The following is a 25,095-nucleotide window of genomic DNA, read 5'->3' as shown; positions in this document are numbered from 1 at the left end:
GCTCCGGGTGCTTCCGTCCTACGTCCGCCGGACCGCCGCGGCAACGCGGGAGGGCCGGGCGGGGAGGGGTGGTGCAGGGCCGGGCGGGGAGGGGTGGTGCAGGGCCGGGCGGGGAGGGGTGGTGCAGGGCCGGGCGGGGAGGGGTGGTGCAGGGCCCCGGGGCGCCCCGGCGGCGCCCATTCGGGGCGTTTGGGACGTTGTCAGTCCCTCCCTCTAGTCTTGACCCCCGTGACCAGCACCGCCGACCACACCGCCGCCCCCTCACGGGTGCGGCCGACCGTGCCCGCGGCCCCCTCCGCGCCGGGGGCGGCCCGGCCCGCGCCCGGCCCCGCCGCCGACGAGGGCCTCGCCCGGCGGCTCAAGGCGCTGGCCTGCACCGCCCCGCTCCACGACCTGGACGCCCGCAAGGTCAACCTGGCCGGCGAGTACTCCGCCTACGCCATGGCCGAGGTCGGCCTCGCCGCGATCGACCTGGTCACCCTCCACATGGACTTCGACACCGGCGCCGACCGCGAGCTGGTCCTGGCCCGGATGCTGCCCCGCGTCGCCGCGCAGAACCCGGGCCGCCCCGCCGCCGAGCACGAGCGCGTGGCCCGCTGGGTCCTGGAGTCGCTGATCAACGTCGGCAGCGTCGACCGCGGCTTCCGCGCCGTCTACGGCACCTTCGGCCCCGACGGCTCCTACGTCCGCCGCGACTACGACTTCAAGCTGGTCGAGGAGGTGCCCGGCCCCGACGGCGGCGTCTACCTGCGCACCACCGACGAGGCCGTCAACGTCCTCGTCGGCGCCCTCGACACCGACGTCACCTCCGCCCAGATCGCCGCCGAGGTCAAGCTGGAGGTCCTCATCCGCCGGGGCCGCCTCGCCGACGCGCAGCTCGCAGCCGAGCAGGCCCGCTACCGCACGGTCCAGTACGCCGAGACGCTGCGCCGCGCCCTGGAGGCCACCCGGCGCAACGTCCGGGCGGTGGACTGGGCGGTCGCCGTCCCCGACATGATCGCCGAGGCGCTCGACCACGTCGCCGACCGCTACCGCCACGAGAACGCGATCCTCACCAACATCCGCCGTGCCCGCGACGAGTCCGAGGACCCCGAGCACAAGCGCCGCGCCGCCGAGCTGGTCGACATCGTCCAGGACTGCATCCGCCGCCACACCCAGCTCCAGACCCGGCTGCTGGAGGCCGGGCCGCTCTTCCGCGCCGAGCAGGACCGCCAGGCCTTCGCCGCCCCCGCCGCCCGCTCCGGCATCGACCTCTACGGCCAGCTCCTCGCCCCGCTCCTCCCGCTCCCCGTCGAGCGGGCCACCCGCCCCACGGACGCCTTCTTCGCCCGCGGCGCCGGCCTGCGCACCCCGTCCGCCGTCCGCGTCGCCGACCTCGTCGACCTGCTGCTCACCCCGCCGCCCGAGCGCGAGCACCTCGGCGCCGAGCTGCCCGAGCCCGACCTGGTCGCCACCCCGGACGACAGCCGCTTCTCCGAGGAGCAGCTCGAGGCCGCCCTGCACCTGCTCGACCTGCCCGCCGACGCGCCCCGCCGGCTCTCCGGCCTGCTCGCCGACGCCCGCCGCCAGGACCCCGAGCTGCCCTACCTGGTGGCGCTGCTGGCCGTGCACGCCGCGAGCCCGCCGGTCGGCACGGCCTACCGGCAGGGGGAGGGGCGGCTGCTCTTCGCCGTCGACGACGGCACCCCCCTGCGGGACCCCGAGTTCGGCGGCGCCGACCTCGTCGTCGGCAGCGCCCTGCTGGACTCCGCCGGCATGGCGGCCGAGCGTGCGGAGGCCGGATGACGTCCCCGACGCCCTCCCCGCCAGCGGCCCTCCCCCCGTCCGCGGCGCCCTCCCCGTCCCCGGCCCGTCCGGCCCCGAGCCCCGCCGGTGCCGCCCGCCCCGCGCCGGCCCGCCCCGTACCCGCAGCCACCCGCCAGGAGCACCGCCCGTGACCACGTCCGCCGACGACGGCGTCCCCTTCGCGACCGACCCGGGCCCCGGCGAGGCCGGCCGCGGCGCCGACCGCGCGGCGGCCCTCACCCCGGGCGACGTCGCCGACGCCTCCCGCCTGGTCTCCTTCGGCATCCAGCCCAAGCTGCTCCCCGCCCGCGACGCCGAGTACGGCGAGCTGGTCCGCCGCTACCGCGAGGACCCGCCCTTCGCCCGCCTCGCCGACGCGGTCGCCACCGGCCTCGGGCTGGTCGTCCTGGAGGTGTCGCCCCGGGCCGGCATGGCGGTCGCCGCCGCCGAGGACTCCGTCTTCGCCGTCCGGATGGGCGACTACTCCCGCCGCGCCGCCTCGGAGTCCACCGACCGCTTCCTCCACGGCCTCGCGCACCTCGCCGTCGCCGCCCTGGCCTTCCCCCGTCCCGAGGACCTCGCCGACGACGGCTACATCGGCCGGATCAGCGTCAACGGCGTCGACGCCTTCGTCCGCCAGGCCTGCCGCCGCCTGGAGGAGCAGGCCGCCGCCGACGGCGCCAACACCGACCCCGCGAGCGACGCCCCCGGCCTGGAGGCGGCCTGGCGGGTGTGGGCGCGCCGCAGCGCCACCGGCGCCACCAAGGACGCCCGCCGCCTCTCCGGCTCCACCACCGGCATCGTCGGCAAGGCCGTCGCCTTCCTCGTCGACTCCGGCTTCCTCCAGAAGGCGTCCGACGACTCCGGCGGCACCTACCGCACCACCGCCCGCTACCAGCTCCAGGTCCGCGACCTGGCCGGGAGCGCCGCCATGGCCGAACTGCTCGACCTCGGCGTCGTCCCCGTCACCGACGGCACCGCCACCCTGCTGCCCGCCGACGAGTCCGAGGAGCTCGTCGCCGACGCCGGCCTGCCCTTCCACAACCTCTGACCCCGGTGCCGGGCCGCCCCCGGCCCGGCACCGGGAACCGCACGGCGGACCCGCAGACCGCGGGCCGCGCCCGCCCCGAACCCGACCCCCGCACCAGCCGCTCAGGAGACCCCGCCCCATGTACGAGCTCAACCGGGTCCGCCTCTACTCGATCGGGCCCGCCGGCGCGCGCTACGCCGACACCGTGCTCGATCTGCGCGGCGTCGGGGAGCCCGTCAGCGACCCCGCCCCCCGGCAGCCCGGCCTCTTCGGCGAGGAGCCGGACGGCCCGCCCCGCCGCCCCGCCCCGGCGGGCGTGCTGTTCCTGGAGAACGGCGGCGGCAAGTCCGTCCTGCTCAAGCTGATCTTCTCGGTGATGCTGCCCGGCCACCGCAACACCCTCGGCGGCGCCAGCTCCGGCGTGCTGCGCAAGTTCCTCCTCGCCGACGACTGCGGCCACGTCGCCCTGGAGTGGCAGCACACCGTCACCGGCGAGTCGGTCGTGGTCGGCAAGGTCAGCGAGTGGCGCGGCCGCCAGGTCTCCTCCGACCCGCGGAGGTTCGCCGAGCTCTGGTACTCCTTCCGCCCCGGCCCCGGCATGAGCCTGGACTCCCTGCCCGTCGCCGAGCGGGTCGTGCTGCCGCCCGTCCCCGGCCCGGACGGCTCCGGGGCCGCGGCCCCCGTCTCCCGGGGGCGCCGCCGCACCATGAAGGGGTTCCGCGACGCCCTCACCGAGGCCGGCCGCGCCGACCCCCACCTGGAGGTCACCTTCGAGGAGGTCCACGACCGCTGGAACGAGCACCTCGGCGCCCTCGGCCTGGACCCCGAGCTCTTCCGCTACCAGCGCGAGATGAACGCCGACGAGGGCGAGGCCGCCGGCCTGTTCTCGGTCAGGAACGACTCCGACTTCACCGACCTGCTGCTGCGCGCCGTCACCGACACCCGCGACACCGACGGCCTCGCCGACCTCGTCCACGGCTTCGCCGCCAAGCTCGGCCGCCGCGCCGAGCTCACCGCCGAACGCGACTTCACCGCCGGCTCCCTCGACCTGCTGCACCGCATCGCGGACGCCGCCGACGCCCGCGGGACGGTCCGCGAGGTCCACCGCGCCGCCGACCGCCGCACCCGCCGCCTCGCCCGCGCCCTGGCCGCCCGCGGCGGCGTCGAGCGCGACCGCGCCCACGACCTCGCCGTCGAGGTCGCCGCCGCGGCCTCCGCCGTCACCGCCGCCGAGGCCGACCGCACCCGCCACTCCCTCATCACCGCCGAACTGACGCACCGTCACGCGACGCTCGGCCTCGCCGCCGCCACCGCCGACGCGGCCGCGCTGCGCCGCGAGCTCACCGACGCCCGCACCCTGCACTCCGCCTGGCAGGCCGCCGAGGCCGTCCTGCGCCACCGTGCCGCCGCCGACCGCTCCGCCCGCGTCGCCGCCGCCATCCGCGACGCCGAGCGCGACGCCGCCCCGGCCCTGGCCGCCCGCGCCCGCGCCGCCGCCGCCCTGGTCCGCGCCCTGGAGTCCGCCGCGGCCGACGCCGAGGGGCAGGCCGACCGCGAGGACGCCCGCGCCGCCGCCCTCCAGTCCGACGGCGAGACCGCCCACCGCGACGCCACCGACGCCGCCACCGCCGCCCAGAAGGCCCGCAGCGAGGCCGACCACCTGCGCCAGCGCCTCGCCGAGGTCGAGCAGGAGACCCGCGCCGCCGTCGAGGCCGGCTGGATCGCCGACACCCCCGGGGGCGAGGGCCCCGCAGACCCGGCCGACCCCGCCCGCGCCGCCCTCCAGGCCGCCGACGCCGAGAAGGCCGCCACCGCCGCCCTCGACCAGGCCCGCGCCGCCGCCGAGCAGGCCGCCGCCCGCACCCGCGAGGCCGCCGCCGCCGAGTCCCGCGCCGAACTGGCCGCCGCCCGCGCGGCCGACGCCCGCGCCGCCGCCGAGCGGGCCCTCGCCGCCGAGCGCCGCACCGCCGCCCGCCTCGCCGCCGAGCCCCGCCTCGCCGCGCTCCTCTCCCTCGACCCGTACCCGTTCGACCCCCTCCGCGACGACGACGCCGCGGAGGCCGCCGCCGGCGCCCCCGGCACCGGCGTCCTCACCCCCGACCTCCTCGACACGGCCGCCGAGGACCTGCGCGACCTCCTCGACGAGGCCGTCGCCACCGCCGAGCGCACCCTCTTCGACCTGCGCACCGCCGCCGCCGACGACTCCCGCATCCTCGCCGCCCTCGGCGACGGCGGCCTGCTCCCGCCCGGACGCGACGTCCTCGCCACCGTCGAGCACCTCGGCGAGCACGGCATCCCCGCCCTCCCCGGCTGGCGCTACCTCGCCCAGTCCGTCGACCCCGCCGACCACGACCGCATCCTCGCCACCCGCCCCGAGCTCGTCGACGGCGTCGTCGTCACCGACCCCGGCGCCCTCGGCCGCGCCCGCGAGGCCCTCGCCGCCGCCGCCCTGCTGCCGCGCTCGGCCGTCGCCGTCGGCACCGCCGCCGCCCTCATCGCCCCGCCGCCCGCCGACGGCCCCCGCGACGTCTTCCTCGTCCCGCCGAACCCCGCCATGCACGACGAGCGGGCCGCCGACGACGAGCGCCGCGAGCTGCGCACCCGCGCCGCCGCCCGTGAGGAGCACATCCGCGAGCTCGCCGCCCGCCTCGGCGGCGACCGCGCCCTCGCCGCCCGCCTCGCCTCCTGGCGCACCGGCTGCCCGCCCGGCGGCCTCGCCGAGCTCGCCGCCGCCGCGGGGCAGGCCCGCGACGCCGCCGGGCTCGCCGCCGCCGAGCTCGCCGCCGCCCGCGAGGAGCACGCCGAGGCCGAGGAGGAGCGCGCCTCCGCCGCCGCCGTCCACGAGGAGCGCCGCGACGCCGCCCAGCAGGCCCGCCGGTCCGCCGACGCCCTCGCCGGCCTGGCCTTCCGCCTCCGCGAGCGCGACACCTGGAACCGCCGCCTGCGCGAGCTCGCCGCCGACGCCGCCGCGTACGAGCAGCGCCGCCAGGTCTGCGCCGACCGCGCCCGCACCGCCGACGAGGACCGCCGCGCCGCCCAGCGCACCGCCGACGACGCCCGCCGCACCGCCCGCGCCCTGCGCGCCGAGCGCGCCGAGATCACCGGCACCGACCGCCCCGACCCCGCCGACGCCGACGCCGGGACCGGGACCGACGGGGTCCCCGCCGGGACGGAGGCCGCCCCGCGGCCGTCCCTCCCCGCCCTGCGTGAGGCCTACCGCGCCGCCTCGCAGCTCTACGAGAAGGTCGGCGTCGGCGCCGACCTGCGCGCCGAGCAGGCCCGCGCCGAGAGCGCCGAGACCGCCGCCCAGGCCGAGCTCGACCGCCTCACCAACAGGGTCCGCGCCCGCGCCGAGGACCTCCTCGGCGGCCCCGAGGGCGCCGACGCCCCCTCCCGCCAGGCCGCCGCCGCCCGCGCCGAGGACCTCGTCCAGCTCATCGAGGCCCGCTCCGCCGCCGCCAGCGAGCAGCTCGGCCGCCTCCGCGGCGAGGCCGAGCGCTCCGCCCCCGCCGCCGGGGACGCCCACACCGAGCTGCCCGACCACCTCGTGCCCGCCGACCCCGACCACGCCCAGGCCCTGCTGCGCAGCGCCACCGCGGACCTCGCCGAGCGCACCGAGCGGCTGGAGGCCGCCCGCACGGAGCACGCCGAACTGGTCCGCGCCCACGACACCGCGCAGGCCGCCGCGGCCGCCTTCGAGGAGGCCGCCGCCCAGCTCCGCGACGGCCTGCGCGACCCCGCGGCCGCCGACGAGCCCGAGCAGCCCGCCGAGCCCTGGCCCGGCACCCTCGCTGAGGCCCGCACCGCCGCCGCCGACGCCCGCCGCGTCCTGCGCGCCGCGGCCGCCGACCTCTCCGCCGCCGAACTCGCCGTCCGCGACGCCTCGGACGTCCTGGTCCGGCACGCCAACTCCGTCCGCTACGAGGCCGTCCGCACCCCCGCCCGCCAGCAGATCCGCGAACTGCCCGCCGCCGCCCTCCCCGAGCACGCCGCCGCCTGGGCGGAGGCCTTCGCCCCCCGCCTGCGGGTCCTCACCGACGAGCTCCAGCAGCTGGAGCGCAACCGCGACTCCATCGTCGACCGCCTCCGCGGCCTGGTCGAGACCTCCCTCACCACCCTGCGGGCCGCCCAGCGGCTCTCCCGCCTCCCCGACGGCCTGGGGGAGTGGTCCGGCCAGGAGTTCCTGCGCATCCGCTTCGACGACCCCGACCACGCCCTCCTCGTGGAGCGCCTGGGCGAGGTCGTCGACGAGGCCACCCGCGCCGCCGTCCGCAAGAACAGCGACCTGCGCCGCGACGGCATGTCCCTCCTGCTGCGCGGCGTCCACGCCGCCCTCGGCCCCCGGGGCGTCTCCGTGGAGATCCTCAAGCCCGACGCGGTGCTCCGCGCCGAGCGGGTCCCGGTCAGCCAGATGAACGACGTCTTCTCCGGCGGCCAGCTCCTCACCGCCGCCATCGCCCTGTACTGCACCATGGCCGCCCTGCGCGCCAACGACCGCGGCCAGGCCCGGCTGCGCCACGCCGGCACGCTCTTCCTCGACAACCCCATCGGCCGCGCCAACGCCACCTACCTGCTGGAGCTCCAGCGCGCCGTCGCCGACGCCCTCGGGGTCCAGCTCCTCTACACCACCGGCCTGTTCGACACGACCGCGCTCGCCGAGTTCCCGCTGATCATCCGGCTCCGCAACGACGCCGACCTGCGCGCCGGCCTCAAGTACATCTCCGTGGAGGAGCACCTGCGCCCCGGCCTGCCCGTCCCGCCCGAGCCCGACGCCCCCGCCGTCCACGGCGAGATCACCGCCACCCGCATGTTCCGCCGCCCCGCCGAGGCGCCCGAACGCGCCCAGGCCCCCGCACGTGCGGAGCCCGCCGGGCCCACCGCGGCCGGCTGACCCGCCCGGCCCCGGACACACGGGAGGCCCCCGCCGCACCCGGCGGGGGCCTCCCGCGAAGGAGCGCGGAGGGTGCCGCCTACGCCCCGACCTCCCGCCGGTCCCCGCCCCACAGCGTGTGGAACGCACCCTCCCGGTCGACCCGCCGGTAGGTGTGCGCCCCGAAGAAGTCCCGCTGCCCCTGGATCAGCGCCGCCGGCAGCCGCTCCGCGCGCAGCCCGTCGTAGTACGCCAGCGCCGCGGAGAAGCCCGGCACCGGCACGCCCAGCTGCGTCGCCGTCGACACCACCCGCCGCCAGGAGTCCTGCGCCCCGCCGAGCGCCTCGGCGAAGTAGTCGTCGGCGAGCAGCGACGGCAGGTCCGCCCGGGTCTCGTACGCCGCCCGGATGCGGTCCAGGAACTTCGCCCGGATGATGCAGCCGCCCCGCCAGATCGTCGCCATCGCCCCCGGGTCGATCCGCCACCCGTACTCGGCGCTGCCCGCCTGGATCTGGTGGAAGCCCTGCGCGTACGCCACGATCTTCGACGCGTACAGCGCCTGCTCCACGTCGTCCGCGAACCGGTCGTGCGCCGCGCTGTCCAGCCACGTCTCCCCGGGGCCCGGCAGGTGCCGGGCCGCCGCCCGCAGGTCCGCGTGGCCCGACAGCGACCGGGCGAAGACCGCCTCGGCGATGCCGCTCACCGGCACGCCCAGGTCCAGCGCGATCTGCACCGTCCACCGCCCGGTGCCCTTCTGCTCCGCCCGGTCCTGCACCACGTCCACGAACGGCCGGCCCGTCTCCGCGTCGGTGTGGGCCAGCACCTCCGCGGTGATCTCCACCAGGTAGGAGTCCAGCCGTCCGCCGTTCCAGGTGCGGAACACCTCCGCGATCTCGGCCGGCTTCATCCCGCCCACGTGCCGCAGCAGGTCGTACGCCTCGCCGATGAGCTGCATGTCGGCGTACTCGATGCCGTTGTGCACCATCTTCACGAAGTGCCCGGCGCCGTCCGGCCCCACGTGGGTGCAGCACGGCACCCCGTCGACCTTCGCCGCGATGTCCTCCAGCAGCGGGCCCAGCGCCGCGTACGACTCCTCCGAGCCGCCCGGCATGATGCTCGGCCCGTGCAGCGCGCCCTCCTCGCCGCCGGAGATGCCGGTGCCGACGAAGTGGATGCCGCGCTCCCGCAGCGACGCCTCGCGCCGCCGGGTGTCGGCGAAGTGCGCGTTGCCGCCGTCCACGATCATGTCGCCCGGGTCGAGCAGCGGCGCGAACTCCTCGATCACCTCGTCCGTCGGCCGGCCGGCCTTGACCATCACCACCAGCCGCCGGGGGCGCTCCAGCGAGGCGACGAACTGCTCCGCCGTCTCCGCGGGGAGGAACACCCCCTCGCTGCCGAACTGCTCCACCAGGTCCCTCGTCCGGGACGGCGTCCGGTTGTGCACCGCCACCGGATGCCCGTGCCGGGCGAGGTTGCGTGCCAGGTTGCGGCCCATGACCGCCAGTCCCGTGACCCCGATGCGTGCCTGCTGCGCCATTGCCGAAGCTCCCGCCTTCTCGTCCGCCGCCTGTCGTCCCGTCCACCAGCCTGCCTCCCCCCGGCCGCCGGTGCACGCGGACTCAGCCCCTCGCTACGCAGCGCGACCCGGCGGTGGTTCACGGCGACCTGCGCGTACGCCCCCGGGCCGCTCTCAGGCCGGGCTCGGGTGGCGGCGGCGCCGCGGCCGCCGTCCGGCGCCCGCGGCCCCGGCCCACGCCGTGGCGGTGCCGCTGCCCCAGGTGCGCTGGGCGGCGACCTGCCGGGCGATCCAGACGTCCAGCAGCCCCCAGGTGGAGGCCAGCACGCTCGCGGCGGTCACCAGCAGCGAGGGCAGGAAGAGCCAGGTGTGGCCCAGGGCGGCCAGCACCGTCACCATGAGGCAGAAGAGGGTGAAGGAGAAGGCCATCCAGGCGCGGACCGCGGCGGACCGGACCTCGTCCGGCAGGCGGCGGCGCACGGCGCCCTCCCCCTTGTCGCCGGTGCTCCTGCCGTCCCGGGTGCTCCTGTCATGCCGGGTACGTCCCACGGGTGACCCCCTCCGAAGTGCGACGGCCGGGCGGCGCTGCTGACGCACCGTCCGTCCGGCACCCTGCCCGGTGCCATGGGGTTCATGCCCGGATCTGCGGCGGAACCACCCGGTCCGGCCGCCGCATCCCGCCCGCCCGGCGGTACCGCGCCACCCGGACGGCCCCTGCCGGACGGTCCTGACGGAGCGTCACCTGCCTCGCGCCCCCTGCCCCTCCGACCCGCTTCCGCCCCGTCGGCCCCGCCCGCCCCGGCACGGAGGGCGGCCGCGCCCCGCGGGGCCCCGCCCGCCCTCCGCCGCGCGCCGGGCCGCAGCCCTCACCCGCCGGCCCGGGCGCGGCCGGGAGCGGGGCCGGCCGGCCCCGCCCCCGCTCCCCGCGGGACCGGCCGCACCGGTCCCGCGCGCCTCACAGCCCCTGGCCCCGCTTCTCCAGGAACGCCCCGACCCGCTCCCGCACCTCGGGCGTGTCCAGTCCGCGGACCGTCATGGTGGTGCGCCGCCGCAGCACGTCGTCCACCGTGTACGCCCACTCCCGGTCGGCCGCGAAGGCGGCCTGCGCCCACACGTCCGGCCCGTCCGGGTGGATCGGCTCGCCCAGCGCCGGGTCGTCGGCGATCAGCCGGGCGATGTCGAAGGCGAGCGTGCCGTAGTGCGAGGCGAGGTGCCGGGCGACCAGCGGCTCCATCCGGGCCCCCGGCTCGCGGTCGACGAGCAGCCGGTGCGCGACGGCGTCGGGCGCGCCGACGCCCGGCAGCGGCACCGTCCGCGGGAACTCGGCCATGTCCTCCGACAGCCCCACGCCCGGCACGTTCCGCAGCTTCTCCAGCACGGTCCGCCCGATGTGCCGGTAGGTGGTCCACTTGCCGCCGGCCACCGACAGCATGCCGCCGCGGCCCTCGGTGACCACCGTCTCCCGCTTGGCGGCGGCGGTGTCGCCGGGTCCGCCGGGCAGCACCCGCAGGCCCGCGAAGGAGTAGGTGATCAGCGACCGGTCCAGGTGCTCGTCGCGGACCGCGTGCCCGGCCTCGCCGAGGATCTGGTCGATGTCGGCGTCGGTGGCCCGCACCTCCGCCGGGTCGCCGGTGTACTCCTCGTCGGTGGTGCCGAGCAGGACGTGGTCCTCCCACGGGATCGCGAAGGAGACGCGGTACTTGTCGATCGGGATGGTCAGCGCGGCCCGCCACGGGGTGCGCCGCTTCACGACCACGTGCGCGCCCTTGGAGAGCCGGATGCTGGGTGCCGCCCCGGCGTCCTCCATGCGGCGCAGGTGGTCCACCCACGGCCCGGTCGCGTTGAGGACCAGGCGGGCGTCCACGCCGAACTCGGCGCCGTCCAGCCGGTCCCGCAGCTCGGCGCCGGTGACCCGGCCGCCGGTGAAGCGCAGCCCGGTGACCTCGGCGTGGTTGAGCACGACGGCGCCGGAGTCGACGGCGGCCCGCACGGTCATCACGGCGACCCGGGAGTCGTTCATCTGGTGGTCGCCGTAGACGGCGACCGACCGCAGGCCCTCGGTGCGCAGCGCGGGCACCTGCTGGGCGGCGTGGGCGGCGGTGGAGACCCGGCCCATGCCGTCGCGGAAGGCGGAGAGCGCCGAGTACAGGAAGACGCCGGCGCCGAGCTTGGGCGCGCTGTGCGGGCCGCCCTTGTACACGGGCACGAAGAAGGTCAGCGGGTTGACCAGGTGCGGGGCCACGTCGGTGGCCAGCGCCCGGCGCTCCTTGTGGTTCTCGGCGACCAGCTTCACCGCGCCGGTCTGCAGGTAGCGCAGGCCGCCGTGGACGAGCTTGGAGGAGGCGCTGGAGGTGGCGCCGGCGAAGTCGCCCGCGTCGACCATGGCGACCTTCAGCCCGGACTGCGCGGCGGTCCAGGCCACGGCGGTGCCGAGGATGCCGCCGCCGACGACGAGCAGGTCGTAGGTGGTGCTGCTGAGGAGTTCGCGGGCCTGCGCCCGGGTGGCGGTGCGCTGGGAGCCCTGGGTCGGGATGGTGGCCATGGTGTGGTGTACGGCTCCGGGGTCTTCGCGGGGCCCGCGGGGGCCGTGTCTCCTCTCTCGGATGTGCGGTGCGGCGCGCCCGCACGGGGTGGTGCGGTGCACCGTCGTTCGGCGGGCCGCCCGCCCGTGCGCACGCGGTGCGCCGGCGGGCGGCCCGGGCCGGGGGACGCGGTCCGCGTCCCCCGGCCCGGCGGGTCAGTGGTCGGAGGGGTCGTCCTCCTCGTCCTCGACCCACCCCTTGGTTCGCTCGACGGCCTTGATCCAGTTGCGGTACTCGCGGTCCCGCGTCGCGTCGTCCATCCGGGGCGTCCACTCGGCGGCGCGGTGCCAGTTGGCCCGCAGCGTCGCGAGGTCCGGCCAGAAGCCGACGGCGAGGCCGGCCGCGTAGGCGGCGCCCAGCGCCGTGGTCTCGGCGACGTACGGGCGCTCGACGGGCACGTCGAGGACGTCGGCGATGTTCTGCATGAGCAGGTTGTTGGAGGTCATGCCGCCGTCGACCTTCAGCGAGGTCAGCTGCACCCCGGAGTCCTTCTCCATGGCGTCGACGACCTCGCGGGTCTGCCAGGCGGTGGCCTCCAGCACGGCCCGGGCCAGGTGGCCCTTGGTGACGTACCGGGTGAGGCCGGCGATGACGCCGCGGGCGTCGGCGCGCCAGTACGGGGCGAAGAGGCCGGAGAAGGCGGGCACGATGTAGGCGCCGCCGTTGTCCTCGACGGTCGAGGCGAGGGTCTCGATCTCGGCGGCGGTGGAGATGATGCCGAGCTGGTCGCGGAGCCACTGGACCAGCGACCCGGTGACGGCGATGGAGCCCTCCAGGGCGTACACCGGCTTCTCCCCGCCGATCCGGTAGCCGACGGTGGTCAGCAGGCCGTGGTAGGAGTTGACGATCCGCTCGCCGGTGTTGAGCAGCAGGAACGTGCCGGTCCCGTAGGTGGACTTGGCCTCGCCCTCGTCGAAGCAGGTCTGGCCGAAGAGCGCCGCCTGCTGGTCGCCGAGCGCCGACGCGACGGGCACGCCCTCCAGGTCGCCGACCGCGTGGCCGTACACCTCGGCGGAGGAGCGGATCTCGGGCAGCACCGCCATCGGCACGCCCATCGACTCGGCGATCCTCGCGTCCCACTCCAGGGTGTGGAGGTTCATCAGCATGGTGCGGGAGGCGTTGGTGACGTCGGTGACGTGGACGCCGCCGTCCGGGCCGCCGGTGAGGTTCCAGATCACCCAGGTGTCCATGGTGCCGAAGAGGATGTCGCCGGCCTCGGCGCGCTCGCGCAGGCCCTCGACGTTGTCCAGCAGCCAGCGGATCTTGGGGCCGGCGAAGTAGCTGGCCAGCGGCAGGCCGGTCTCGCGGCGGAACCGGTCCTGGCCGACGTTGCGGCCGAGCTCCCGGCAGAGCGCCTCGGTGCGGGTGTCCTGCCACACCAGGGCGTTGTGCACCGGCTCGCCGGTGTGCCGGTCCCACAGCAGCGTGGTCTCGCGCTGGTTGGTGATGCCCACGGCGCGGATGTCGTGCCTGGTCAGCCCGGCCTTCTCCAGGGCGCCGCGGACGACCGACCGCACCCGGGTCCAGATCTCGGCGCCGTCGTGCTCGACATGGCCGGGCTGCGGGAAGATCTGGCGGTGCTCCTGCTGCTCGACGGAGACGATGCGCCCGTCCGCGCCGAAGACGATGCAGCGGCTCGACGTGGTCCCCTGGTCGATGGCGGCGACGTAGCCGGCCCGGTGCCGGTCGCCGGTCGTCCGGTCGCCGGTCAGCGGGTCGTGCGTCGCCCGGTCCGGGGTCGCCTGGTCGTGGGTCATGGGAGAGGCCTCATTCGGTGGGGGGAGGGCCAGGACGGGTGGTGCCGACGGTGTGTCGTTCCCCGCCGCCGGGCGGAGGGCAAACCAGGGTCACGGCGCGGCAGGGCGGAGCAGGCGGCCGGGCACCCCGGCGGCGGCGGGCCCGGCGGCGGGGGTCCGGGAGCGGTCCCGGTCGGGGCCGCCCCTCCCCGTGCGGGCGCCGACCGGCACGCCGGGGCCCCGGCCGGAGGGGCCCCGGCCGGAGGGGCCCCGGCCGGAGGGGGCCGCGGGCCGCCCCGCGCCGAACGCCCCGGCTCCCCCGAGGGGCGCGGCGGCGCGGGCGCGGCCGCCCGTGAGGACCGGCGCGGCCGCATCGACGGCCTCGCCGGCCAGGATGCCGCCGTCGGAGTACGCGGACACTGTGACTCCCTTGTCCCTGTCCGGCGGGTCGTTCCCGGCGTCCGCCCCGCGGTGCGGGCGGGGCGGCGGTGGTACGGCTCGTCGCCGAGCGTCGGAGGCCCGCGGCGCGGTGCCGCGGCCCTGCGGGGCGGCCCGGTCCCGGGGACGCCCCTGGTGGTGCCCGGTGCGGGAGCGCCCGGGCGGTCGGCGGACGCCTGCCGCGGCGGTGCGGGGCGCGCGGAGCGCCGTCCGTCCGTCGTTCGACATTGTCGACCGTCATCCGGCAGTTTTTCCCGACGGTCCTCGCGGAGTCAAGGGCGCCGGCCTGTCTGTGACGCACGGATCCCGCCCCACCCTCCGGCCGGGAGGGCTCGGGCGCACCCGTCCGCACCGCTCCGGTGCGCCGCGCGGCGGCTCCGGAGGGCCCGTCCGCCCGCAGGCGGGCCGGCGGTCGCCGACGGGGCGCGGACCTGAACGGGGGCGTCGCCGCAGGCCGGAGCGCGGGGCCGCGGCGCCCGGGCCGGGGCGCGGGGGTTTCGACCGGCGCCCCGCGGCGTCGTGCGCCGGGGCCTGCGCTGGAACCTGCGGGCCGGAGCCTGCGCGTCGGGGCCTGCGGGCGCGCCCGGGGCCTCCCCGGCCGCCCCGCCCCCACGGCGCCCAACGGGGCGCCCCCCGGTGCGGCCCGCCGGACGGGACGTACGCGGTCAGAAGCGCGCCGCGCCCAGGTCCCGGGAGATCGACCGTGCGGCGTCCCGCACCGAGGCCACCAGCTCCGGCCGGACGAACCCGGCCTCGCACACCCGCTCCACCGCCCCGCTGACGCCCACCGCGCCCACCGGGTTCCGCCGCCGGTCCCTGATCAGGGCCGCGGCCGAGGCCACGCCCTCCCAGGTCTCCTCCACCGCCCCCGCCCAGCCCCGCTCCCGGGTCAGCGCGCACTCGGCGTCCAGGTCCGCCAGGTCGGTCAGCGTGCGCGGGGTGTACGCCTCCAGCTCCGCGCCCTCCAGCTCGCCGCGCGCCACCGGGTCGTACGCCAGCAGCACCTTGCCCAGCGCGGTGCCGTGCAGCGGCTGCATCGAGCCGACCTCGAGGACCTGGCGGCTGTCGTCCGGCCGGAAGACGTGGTGGACGATCAGCACCCCCCGCTGGTGCAGCACCCCCAGGTAGACCTGCTCGCCCGTGGCCCGGGCCAGGTCGTCCGCCCAGACCAGGGCGCGGGCCCGGAGCTCGTGCACGTCCAGGTAGCTCTGCCCGAGCCGCAGCAGCTCGGCGCCCAGCTGGTACCGGCCGCTCTCCGGGTCCTGCTCGACGAACCCCTCCAGCTGGAGGGTCCGCAGGATGCCGTGCGCCGTGCCCTTGGCCAGGTCCAGCGAGGTTGCGACCTCCGACAGTCCGAGCCTGCGCTCGCCGCCGGCCAGCAGCCTCAGGATGGCCGCCGCGCGCGAGAGCGACTGGATCGGGCCGGGCATCGCACACCTCCGCTGGGACGGCGGTCGACAATGCCGAACGGCATCAGGTCATGTCGACCGCATCGCTGTCCCCAAGAGTGTGCCAGGCCGGACGCCGCCGCTCCATCTCCCCATTGCACCCGCCCCGCCGACCCCCGCCCCGCCGACCCTCTCCCCGCCGACCCTCTCCCCACCGCGCCCGCTCCGCGCCGACGACGCGGCCACCGCCCCGCCCCGCCCGGCGCGGTTCGGCGTTCACCCGCCCCGGTGCCCCAGCGCCTCCGCCACCCCGGCGATCCCCGCCGGCCCCACCCGGCAGCAGCCCCCGACCAGCCGTGCGCCCGCCGCCGCCCACGCCGCCACCCGCTCCGGCCCGAACACCGGACGCCCCCGCCAGGCCCGCGCCGCCGCGTCCCACACCTCCCCGCTGTTCGGGTACACCACCACCGGCTTCCCTGTGATCCGGGCCGCCGCCGCCACCGCCGCGTCCGCATCCTGCGGCGCGCAGCAGTTCACCCCCACCGCCACCACCTCGTCCGCGTCCGCCGCCGGCCCGAACGCCTCCTCCAGCGACTGCCCGGCCCGCGTCCGCACCCCCGCCGCCCCGCCCTCCACCGTGTACGACAGCCAGACCGGGACCCCCAGCCCCCGCACCGCCCGCAGCAGCGCCCGTCCCTCGTCCGCGTCCGGCACCGTCTCCAGCGCCAGCACGTCCGGCCCCGCCTCCGCCAGCGCCTCCACCCGCGGCCGGTGGAACCGCTCCAGCTCGTCCACCGACAGCCCGTACCGGCCCCGGTACTCCGACCCGTCGGCGAGCATCGCCCCGTACGGGCCCACCGACGCGGCCACCCACAGCGGCCGCACCGCCCCCCGCGCCCGTGCCCGCGCTGCCGCCTCCCGGCCCAGCTCCACGCTGCGCCGCAGCAGTCCGGCCGCCGCCTCCCGGCCCACGCCCCGGCGGGCGAACCCCTCGAAGGTCGCCTGGTAGCTCGCCGTGGTCGCCACGTCCGCACCCGCCGCGAAGTACGCCGCGTGCGCCTCCACCAGCGCCTCCGGGCCGTCCGCCAGCAGCCGCGCCGACCACAGCGCGTCCGACAGGTCGTGGCCGGCCGCCTCCAGCTGGTTGGAGAGGCCGCCGTCGAGCACGACCGGGCCGGCCGCCAGCGCCTCGGCGAGCGGGGGAGCGGGGGAGGGAGAGAAACGGTCCGCCATGATCCCCACCGTAGTCCGGCGGACGGACCGGCCCGCCCGGGCCCGACCGCCCCGCCGTGCCCCGTCCGGGCCGCCCCCGCTATACCCCGCCCGGGCCGCCCCCGCCCCACCCCGCCCGGGCCGCCCCCCCGCCGGTACGCTCCCCCCATGCCCGCCGACGAGGTCACCCACTGCAGCCGCTGCGGCTCCCCCTACGCCCCCGGCACCGACGCCTGGCCCCGCACCTGCCCCGCCTGCGGCGCCACCGCCTACCGCAACCCGCTGCCCGTCGCCGTCGCCCTCCAGCCCGTCCGCACCCCCGACGGCGCCACCGCCCTGACCGCCGTCCGCCGCACCATCGAGCCCGGCCGCGGCCTGCCCGCGCTCCCCGGCGGCTTCGTCGACCACGGCGAGACCTGGCAGCGGGCCCTCGTCCGCGAACTCGCCGAGGAGACCGGCATCCGCGCCGACCCCGCCGCCGTCCGCCTCGCCGACACCCTCAGCGACCCCGAGGGACGCCACCTCCTCGTCTTCGGCCTCCTCCCGACCCTCCGGGAAGCCGACCTGCCCCCCTTCACGCCCACCGCCGAGACCGACGACCGGCCCCTCCTCACCGCCCCCGCCGACCTGGCCTTCCCCCTCCACACCCGCGCGGCCCGCACCTGGTTCGCCGGCGGCTACCCGCCCCACCCCGACGACCCGGCCGCCTGACCCGGCGGTCCCGGCCGCGGCCCACCCGCCGCGGCCCCCGGCCCCTCTGGCGCGGGCACCGCCCGCATGGCAGGGTCAGCCACGTCAGGACCCCACGGGCGGGCCGCCGCCACAAGCACCGCACCCGCCCCACCCTCCGGCCGGGAGACCACCACCGTGAGCACAACGCCGCAGGACGACACGGCGACCGCGCCCCTCTGGCGCCCCGACCCCCAGCGGGCCGCCGCCACCCGCATCGCCGCCTTCCAGCAGTGGGCCGCCCGTCACCACGGCGCCCCCGCCACCCCCCTGGCCCCGGCCGTCGACGACGCCGACGCCGCGGCCCGCTACGCCGCCCTGCACGCCTGGTCGGTCGAGGACCCGGCGCGCTTCTGGAGCGCCGTCACCCAGTGGTTCGACGTCCGCTTCAGCACCCCGCCCGAGGCCGTCCTCGCCGACGACGCCATGCCCGGCGCCCGCTGGTTCCCCGGAGCCCGCCTCAACTACGCCGAGCACGCCCTGCGCCACGCCGACGCCGACCCCGACGCCCCCGCCCTCCTGCACCTCGACGAGACCACCGCCGAGCCGCAGCCCCTCAGCTGGGCCGAGCTGCGCCGCCAGGTCACCGCCCTCGCCGCGGAACTGCGCCGCCTCGGCGTGCGCCCCGGAGACCGGGTCAGCGCCTACCTGCCCAACATCCCCCAGGCCGTCGTCGCCCTCCTCGCCTCCGCCGCCGTCGGCGCCGTCTGGACCTCCTGCGCCCCCGACTTCGGCGCCCGCAGCGTCCTCGACCGCTTCCGGCAGATCGACCCCGTCGTCCTCTTCGCCGTCGACGGCTACCGCTACGGCGGCAAGGAGCACGACCGCACCGCCGCCGTCGCCGAGCTGCGCCGCGAACTCCCCGGCCTGCGCGCCGTCGTCCACGTCCCCGTCCTCGGCACGCCCGCCCCCGAGGGCGCCCTGCACTGGGACGACCTCACCGCGGCCGCCCCCGGCGGCGCGGCACCGGACGGCGCGGTCTTCGAGCAGCTCCCCTTCGACCACCCCCTGTGGGTGCTCTACTCCTCCGGCACCACCGGCCTGCCCAAGGCCATCGTGCAGAGCCAGGGCGGCATCCTCGTCGAGCACCTCAAGCAGGCCGGACTCCACCTCGACCTGGGCCCCGGCGACCGCTTCCTCTGGTACACCTCCACCGGCTGGATGATGTGGAACTTCCTCGTCGCCGGCCTGCTCACGGGCTCCACCGTCGTCACCTACGACGGCAGCCCCGGCCACCCCGGCACCGGCGCCCTGTGGGAGGTGGCCGCCCGCACCGGCGCCACCGTCCTCGGCACCTCCGCCGCGTACGTCGTCGCCAGCCGCAAGGCCGGCCTGCACCCCGGCCGCGACCTCGACCTCTCCGCCGTCCGCTGCATCGGCACCACCGGCTCGCCGCTGCCCCCCGACGGCTTCCGCTGGATCTACGACGAGGTGAAGAGCGACGTCTGGCTCGCCTCGGTCAGCGGCGGCACCGACGTGTGCAGCTGCTTCGTCGGCGGCGTCCCCACGCTCCCCGTCCACGTCGGCGAGATCCAGGCGCCCTGCCTCGGCGCCGACGTCCAGGCCTGGGACCCCGTCGGGAGGCCCCTCGTCGACCAGGTCGGCGAACTCGTCGTCACCCGCCCGCTGCCCTCCATGCCCACCGGCTTCTGGAACGACCCCGACGGCGCCCGCTACCGCGCCAGCTACTTCGAGACCTACCCCGGCGTCTGGCGCCACGGCGACTGGATCACCGTCACCCCCCGCAACACCGTCGTCATCCACGGCCGCTCCGACTCCACCCTCAACCGGCAGGGCGTCCGCATGGGCTCCGCCGACATCTACGAGGTCGTCGACCGCCTCCCCGAGATCCGCGAGTCCCTCGTCATCGGCCTGGAGGAGCCCGGCGGCGGGTACTGGATGCCGCTCTTCGTCGTCCTGGAGGAGGGCGCCGTCCTCGACGACGCGCTGCGCGGCCGCATCCGCACCGCCCTGCGCGAGCAGCTCTCGCCACGGCACGTCCCCGACGAGGTCGTCGCCGTCCCCGCCCTCCCGCACACCCTCACCGGCAAGCGCATCGAGGTCCCCGTCAAGCGGCTGCTCGCCGGCGCGGCCCTCGACCAGGCCGTCAACCCCGGCTCCGTCGACAACCCCGACAGCCTGCGCTTCTTCGAACGCCTCGCCCGCGAGCGCGCCGCCGACCGGTCCTGAACCGGCCCGCCGGGCAGCCGCGTCCGCGAGCACGGCCCGGCGGGCACCCGTCCGCCGGGCCGCCGCCGCGACCCGGCACCGCCGTGGGCCGGCCGCCCCGCCCGACCGACTGAGCACTTTCAGCATTGCCTCTCCAGGGTGAGGACGGCCTTGGCTGCTGACGTGAGCCGGTTGGGGCCGCAGCGGGCGTGGCGGAACATCCGCCGGTTCTTCACGGTGGCCATGCCGCGTTCGACTGGGCAGCGCAGGCGGGCGTGGGCTCGGTTCCGCGCCCTCGGGCGGGCGGTGAGGTCCTGGCCGGGGCGGTCGCTCTCGGCGAGGGTGCCGTCGACCAGGACGTCCTCGGCGTCCGCTTCGCGCAGGGCGCGGGTCAGGCCGGGGGCGCGGCGGGCGGGCAGGCCGGTGACGGAGCGGACGTAGGCGTGGGCGGTGCCGACGCCGATGCCGAAGCCGGCGGCGATCTGCGTGAGGGTGTCGTGCCTGCGCAGGTGCACCAGCGCGACCAGGGCCCGCTGGGAGGGGCGGAGCTTGCGCCGGCGGTCACCCTCGCGGGTGACGATGAGCATGGTCACCCGCTCCACGAGCGCATGCGGCAGGTCCAGTGCTGCAGGACAGAGGACCATCGAGGCTCCCCGGTGGGCGAGTCGAGGTGTCGGACACCTCGCTCAACCGCCCGGGAGCCTCGTCCGTATCCTGTCCCAGTCCTGGCGGCCCGCGGAGTCGGTGATCGTGGAGATCGTCGACTTCGACACGCTGGCGCCGCAGACCTCCGCCAGGTGGGCCGAGTTGCCGCCGTGCGTCAGGCCGCGGGCGGACAGGGAGAGAACCGTCTCGTCGACGCCGGTCAGCCGCCGCTGACACTTCTTGGCGATCTGCGGCTCGAAGCTTCCCTCCCGGTCACGCAGGACCTCGATCGGCCGGGGCAGGACAGGGCACTGCTCGGGGAGCCGATCCACCGTCCGCGCAGAGTCGGCACTCCGATGCGTCCGGCGGCCAGTCCTCTCCACGGTCCGACCATGACCAGGCGCGGTGCAGCCAACCCCCACGGTGTCGAAGCTGTGTTCGCTGTGCGAACATGCCTGCGTGGACGCCGTGCGCGAGCGGGCAGGGACCACCCGGCCCGTGGCGGGCGTAACGGAAGGGGTCTCCCATGACGTCGCAGCGAACGTCCTCCCGCGGTTCGAGGGGCAAACGCGGGCTCTGGCCCGTCCTGCCGCTGACCGTCTCACTGGCCGCAGCCGGCCTCGGCGTCGCGCAGGCCGAACCGGCGAACCCCGCTCCGGTGACCGGTGTCCGTGCCGTCACCTGCGTCGACCGGGTCTTTGCGGGAATGACCGGACCGCAACGCGTCGGCCAGCTCTTCATGGGGGGCGTCAACGCCTCGCTTCCGGACCGGAAACGGCTCCAGGTCCTGCGCCAGTACCACGTCGGGTCGGTGTTCCTGGCCGGACGGAGCAAGTCCGGCACCAGGGCGACCAAGTCCCTGGCCGACGGCCTCCAGGCGAAGGCCGACACCGTGGCCGGGCACCGTGTGGGCCTGTTGGTCTCCACCGACCAGGAGGGCGGCCAGGTCCAGGTCCTGTCCGGCCCCGGCTTCTCCACGATCCCCAGCGGACTCGTGCAGGGAAGCTGGTCCACCTCGAAGCTGCGCAGTTCGGCAGCCCTGTGGGCGAAGCAGCTCAAGGCCGCCGGCGTGAACCTGAACCTCGCGCCCGTGACCGATGTCGTACCGTCCAGCCTCGGCAGGAACAATGCTCCGATCGGCCGCTACGACCGCGAGTACGGCCACACCGCGACGACCGTCGCCTCCCACAGCGGCGCCTTCGCCGCGGGCTTCGCCCAGTCGAAGGTGCTGGCCACGCTCAAGCACTTCCCCGGACTCGGCTACGTCCGCGGCAACACCGACACCACGGCCAACGTGGTCGACTCCGTGACGACCGGCAGCAGCGCGAGCATCACGCCGTTCCGCTCCGGGATCAAGGCCGGCGCGCCGTTCGTCATGATCTCGCTGGCGACCTACAGCAGGATCGACTCGAAGCACAGGGCCGTCTTCTCCTCCGCGGTGATCCAGAAACTGCTCCGCACCTCCCTGGGCTTCCGAGGCGTGGTCGTCTCCGACGACCTCGGCAACGCGGTGGCGGTCAGGTCCGTCCTCCCCGCTGACCGCGCCGTGGCGTTCCTCAACGCCGGCGGGGACCAGGTCCTCACCGTCGAACCGAACCTGATCCCCGCCATGGCCAAGGCCGTCCAGGCCCGCATGGCGCACAACCCTGCCTTCCGCCTCAAGGCGGACCGGAGCGTCCACCGCATCCTGGCCGCGAAGCAGAAGGCAGGCCTGCTGTACTGCGGCTGACCCCGGGCGGCGATCGTGGCGACGACGGCGCGCCGCGGCCGTCGGCCCGCTGACAGGGAGCCCCGGCCCGACCGGCCCGGCGCGGTCCGGCGGTGCCGGGGCCGGCGGGCCCGCTGGATGGCCACCCACGCGACAAGCGCATACGGCAGGTCCAGTGCTGCAGGACAGAGGACCATCGAGACTCCCCGGTGGGCGGGTCGAGGCGTCGGACACCCCGCTCAACCGTTCGGGAGCCTGGTCCGTTCTGCACCCCTCCAGCGTTGCTCGGGCGCCACCCGATCGAGCCCCCGCTGAAACGGCTCACCGACCGACTGCCCGCCCGCCTGACCGCTCTGCCCGGCGGGCGGCCGCCCCGCGCACCCGGCCCCTCACTCCCCGGACAGCACCTGGTGCGCCGCCGCCCGCGCCTCCTCGGCCGTGTCCGCCGCCCGCGCCGCGGCCGCCGCCCGCCCGCACTGCGCCAGCGTGTGCCGGGCCAGCGCCGACCGCACGTACGGGATCGCCGCCGGCCCCATCGACAGGCTCGTCACCCCCAGTCCCACCAGCACGCACGCCAGCGCCGGATCGGCCGCCGCCTCCCCGCACACCCCGCACCCCTGCCCGGTCTCCCGCGCCGCGCCCGCGGCCGCCGCCACCAGGTCCAGCAGCGCCGGCTGCCACGGGTCCTGCAGCCGGGCGACCGCCCCCACCTGCCGGTCCGCGGCGAACGCGTACTGCGCCAGGTCGTTGGTGCCCAGCGACAGGAACTCCACCTCCTGCAGCACCGCCCGCGCCCGCAGCGCCGCCGCCGGCACCTCCACCATCGCCCCGCACGCGGCCCGCAGCCCCACCGACCGGCACGCCTCCGCGAACGCCCGCGCGTCGACCCGGTCCGCCACCATCGGCGCCATCACCTCCAGGTGCACCGGCAGCCCCTCGGCCGCCCGCCCCAGCGCCCGCAACTGCGTCCGCAGCACCTCCGGGTGGTCCAGCAGCGTCCGCAGGCCGCGCACCCCGAGCGCCGGGTTCGGCTCGTCCGCCGGCGTCAGGAAGCCCAGCGGCTTGTCGGCGCCCGCGTCCAGCACCCGGACCACGACCCGGCCCTCCGGAAAAGCCTCCAGCACCTCCCGGTACGCCTCGACCTGCCGGTCCTCCGACGGAGCGCGCTCCGAGTCCTCCATGAACAGGAACTCCGTGCGGAACAGCCCCACGCCCTCCGCCCCCGCCCGCAGCGCCGCCGCGACATCGGCCGGACCGCCGATGTTGGCGAGCAGCGGCACGCGGTGCCCGTCCGACGTCCGTCCCGGCCCCGAGGCGGACGCCAGCGCGGACCGCCGCTCCTCCGCCGCCCGCCGCAGCTCCGCCCGGAGCTCCGGCGACGGCGCCACGACCACCTCGCCCGTGCTGCCGTCGACCGCGACGACCACGTCCTCCTCCAACGAGGTCGCCCCCGGGAGCGCCACCACCGCCGGCACGCCCATCGCCCGCGCCAGGATCGCGCTGTGGCTCGTCGGGCCGCCCTCCTCGGTGACGAAGCCGAGCACCAGCGTCCGGTCCAGCAGCGCCGTGTCCGCCGGCGCCAGGTCGTGCGCCACCAGCACGTACGGCTCGTCGCTGTCCGGCACCCCGGGCATGGGGACGCCCAGCAGCCGGGCCACCGTCCGGTCGCGGACGTCGTCCAGGTCGGCGACCCGCCCGGCCAGGTAGTCCCCGGCCGCCGCCAGCACCGCGCGGAAGGAGGCCACCGCGTCGTGGACGGCGCGCGCCGCCGTGCTGCCCACCGCGATGCGCCGCCGCACGTCCGCGCCCAGCTCCGGGTCGAGCGCCATCAGCGCCTGGGCCTCCAGGACGGCCTGCGCCTCCCCGCCGGCCAGGTTGCCGCGGGCCCGCAGGTCCGCCGCCACCGCCTCCAGGGCCTGCCGGGCCCAGGCCTGCTCCTGCGGCGCCCGCTCGACCGGGATCCGCTCCTCCGGCGGCTCCAGCGCCGCCGTGCCCATGTGCCGCACCGGTCCGATCGCCACGCCGTGGCTGACCCCCACGCCCTGCAGAGTCTCGTCCATATCGTCCGTCTCCACCCGCTCCGTCTCCCGCATCCGTCCTCGACGGCGCCGTCCCGGGGCGGACCGCCGCCCGCGGCCGCCCGGCCCCGTCCGTGCAGTCCCGTCCGTGCAGTCCCGTCCGTGCAGTCCCGTCCGCCCGGTCCCGTCCGCGCGGCGCCCGTACCTTCTCAGTCCCAGGTGAACAGGCCGCCCCCGCTCTCCACGAGGCCCTCCACGACGACGTGCGCCAGGTGCTCCGCCGCCGCCTCCAGCGCCACGACCGGGCAGACCGGGGACCGGCCCGTCTCCTCCACCCGCACCGGGTCCCACCGCACGACCGGCCGGCCCCGCTCCACCGGCTCGCCCCTGACCACCAGCACCTCGAACCCCTCGCCGCCCAGGTGCACGGTGCCGATGCCCAGGTGGGTCAGGACGCAGTGGCCCTCCTCGTCCCGCACCACGAACGCGTGCGGATGCACCGACACGACGACACCGGACACCGGAGCCACGGCCGCCCCGGCGCGGCGCACGGGGTCGACGGCCGTGCCCGGCCCCACCAGGGCCTCGGCGAACACCGGATCGGGAACGGCCGCCAGCCCGACGGCACGCCCTGCCAGCGGTGACGTCACGGTCGTCATGGTGCTGCCTCCTGCGGGGCGGGGTGCGACCTCGCGCGGCGGGCCGCGGAGATCGTGACCAATCATGGCAAACCGGGTCTGCGTCAGCGATCCCACGCACGACCGCCCGCCCCCCGTCCTTTTCGAACCCCTCCAGACCACCTCTGTGACCTGTGCGGATGCGCGCAGTCCGCAGGGAGTGCCTCCCCTCGCCACACGTTCGGCCCCCGGGGTGCGCGCCGAACGGATGACCACGGCCGCCGCCGATTTGCCTCACTGTCGGACAGGAGGTACGTTCATGTCTCCGCCGACGGAGATGTCGCTGGTTCCGCATGGATCCGGTGGCCCGGACGGCCCTCCGGGGCCGATTCGGAAGAAAGCGCAGAAACCAGTAAAGTGGTGGACGCCGCCGAAAGCGGATCCCACTCCGGCGGGAAATCGGAAACGCAGAAGCAGTTCGCGGGTCTGATAAGCTGGAGACACGGAAGAACGAAGCGCCCGGAAGGGCCCGCAGGGGCCGCGAAGGAAGCGTCCGTTCCTTGAGAACTCAACAGCGTGCCAAAAGTCAACGCCAGATATTTGAACCCTCTGGGTTCCTTTGAAGATACACAGCAGCGAGGACGCTGTGCGC

At 76.9% G+C, this 25,095-nt stretch carries 16 protein-coding genes and 1 pseudogene; 6 read left to right on the top strand and 11 right to left on the bottom strand.

What is annotated here, in order from left to right; genetic code table 11:
* Positions 1 to 267 precede the first annotated feature (267 nt).
* The 3 genes from LO771_RS15255 to LO771_RS15245 all read left to right on the top strand — a co-directional run bounded on the left by LO771_RS15255 (position 268) and on the right by LO771_RS15245 (position 7,706).
* A complete protein-coding gene (locus LO771_RS15255; protein ID WP_230652919.1) occupies positions 268 to 1,785 on the top strand; it encodes a hypothetical protein in 1,518 nt (505 codons plus the stop codon).
* A 148-nt stretch (positions 1,786 to 1,933) separates the two neighbouring features.
* Positions 1,934 to 2,836 (top strand): hypothetical protein, encoded by a 903-nt coding sequence (locus LO771_RS15250; protein ID WP_230652655.1) that lies wholly within the window; start codon positions 1,934 to 1,936, stop codon positions 2,834 to 2,836.
* A gap of 118 nt (positions 2,837 to 2,954) precedes the next feature.
* Positions 2,955 to 7,706: a hypothetical protein gene (locus tag LO771_RS15245; RefSeq protein ID WP_230652653.1), complete on the top strand. Its 4,752-nt coding sequence runs from the start codon at positions 2,955 to 2,957 to the stop codon at positions 7,704 to 7,706.
* A 79-nt stretch (positions 7,707 to 7,785) separates the two neighbouring features.
* Here the strand turns inward: LO771_RS15245 and gndA are convergent, their stop codons facing one another.
* From gndA to mmuM, 7 genes are all read right to left on the bottom strand, one after another.
* Positions 7,786 to 9,222 carry an NADP-dependent phosphogluconate dehydrogenase gene (gene gndA, locus LO771_RS15240; protein ID WP_230652652.1) on the bottom strand — a complete coding sequence of 479 codons (1,437 nt, stop codon included), beginning with the start codon at positions 9,220 to 9,222 and terminating at the stop codon, positions 7,786 to 7,788.
* A 153-nt stretch (positions 9,223 to 9,375) separates the two neighbouring features.
* Complete coding sequence (locus LO771_RS15235) at positions 9,376 to 9,750, bottom strand: LMBR1 domain-containing protein (protein WP_230652650.1); 375 nt, start codon at positions 9,748 to 9,750, stop codon at positions 9,376 to 9,378.
* A 406-nt stretch (positions 9,751 to 10,156) separates the two neighbouring features.
* On the bottom strand, positions 10,157 to 11,743 hold the full coding sequence (locus LO771_RS15230) for a glycerol-3-phosphate dehydrogenase/oxidase (RefSeq protein ID WP_230652648.1): 1,587 nt from the start codon (positions 11,741 to 11,743) through the stop codon (positions 10,157 to 10,159).
* A 195-nt stretch (positions 11,744 to 11,938) separates the two neighbouring features.
* Entirely contained in the window at positions 11,939 to 13,495 is a 1,557-nt protein-coding gene (gene glpK, locus LO771_RS15225) for a glycerol kinase GlpK (protein ID WP_374228182.1), read from the bottom strand.
* A 135-nt stretch (positions 13,496 to 13,630) separates the two neighbouring features.
* Entirely contained in the window at positions 13,631 to 13,939 is a 309-nt protein-coding gene (locus LO771_RS15220) for a hypothetical protein (protein WP_230652644.1), read from the bottom strand.
* Positions 13,940 to 14,622: 683 nt separating this feature from the next.
* Complete coding sequence (locus LO771_RS15215; RefSeq protein ID WP_230652642.1) at positions 14,623 to 15,387, bottom strand: IclR family transcriptional regulator; 765 nt, start codon at positions 15,385 to 15,387, stop codon at positions 14,623 to 14,625.
* A 234-nt stretch (positions 15,388 to 15,621) separates the two neighbouring features.
* Positions 15,622 to 16,578, bottom strand: a complete 957-nt coding sequence (gene mmuM, locus LO771_RS15210) for a homocysteine S-methyltransferase (protein WP_230652640.1) — start codon at positions 16,576 to 16,578, stop codon at positions 15,622 to 15,624.
* 147 nt (positions 16,579 to 16,725) lie between these two features.
* Here mmuM and LO771_RS15205 point away from each other — a divergent pair, with 147 nt between their 5' ends.
* Positions 16,726 to 17,268, top strand: a complete 543-nt coding sequence (locus tag LO771_RS15205; protein ID WP_230652638.1) for an NUDIX domain-containing protein — start codon at positions 16,726 to 16,728, stop codon at positions 17,266 to 17,268.
* Between the two features lie 156 nt (positions 17,269 to 17,424).
* Positions 17,425 to 19,476: an acetoacetate--CoA ligase gene (locus LO771_RS15200; protein ID WP_374228177.1), complete on the top strand. Its 2,052-nt coding sequence runs from the start codon at positions 17,425 to 17,427 to the stop codon at positions 19,474 to 19,476.
* A 119-nt stretch (positions 19,477 to 19,595) separates the two neighbouring features.
* Here LO771_RS15200 and LO771_RS15195 read toward each other — a convergent pair whose 3' ends face one another.
* The gene (locus tag LO771_RS15195) at positions 19,596 to 20,099 is read right to left on the bottom strand and encodes a transposase (protein ID WP_230652634.1); all 504 of its coding nucleotides are present in this window, start codon (positions 20,097 to 20,099) and stop codon (positions 19,596 to 19,598) included.
* A 96-nt stretch (positions 20,100 to 20,195) separates the two neighbouring features.
* Positions 20,196 to 20,483: pseudogene (locus LO771_RS15190) on the bottom strand (transposase); the annotation flags it as partial.
* A gap of 143 nt (positions 20,484 to 20,626) precedes the next feature.
* Between LO771_RS15190 and LO771_RS15185 the strand changes: the two are divergent.
* A complete protein-coding gene (locus LO771_RS15185) occupies positions 20,627 to 21,829 on the top strand; it encodes a glycoside hydrolase family 3 N-terminal domain-containing protein (protein WP_230652632.1) in 1,203 nt (400 codons plus the stop codon).
* 368 nt (positions 21,830 to 22,197) lie between these two features.
* Here the strand turns inward: LO771_RS15185 and ptsP are convergent, their stop codons facing one another.
* Complete coding sequence (gene ptsP / locus LO771_RS15180) at positions 22,198 to 23,868, bottom strand: phosphoenolpyruvate--protein phosphotransferase (RefSeq protein WP_230652630.1); 1,671 nt, start codon at positions 23,866 to 23,868, stop codon at positions 22,198 to 22,200.
* Positions 23,869 to 24,035: 167 nt separating this feature from the next.
* Positions 24,036 to 24,485 (bottom strand): PTS glucose transporter subunit IIA, encoded by a 450-nt coding sequence (locus LO771_RS15175; RefSeq protein WP_230652628.1) that lies wholly within the window; start codon positions 24,483 to 24,485, stop codon positions 24,036 to 24,038.
* Between the last annotated feature and the right edge of the window lie 610 nt (positions 24,486 to 25,095).

The sequence above is a fragment of the Streptacidiphilus sp. ASG 303 genome, from assembly GCF_020991365.1.
Classification (GTDB): Bacteria; Actinomycetota; Actinomycetes; order Streptomycetales; family Streptomycetaceae; genus Peterkaempfera.
This window is presented reverse-complemented; position numbering and strand designations above follow the sequence as displayed.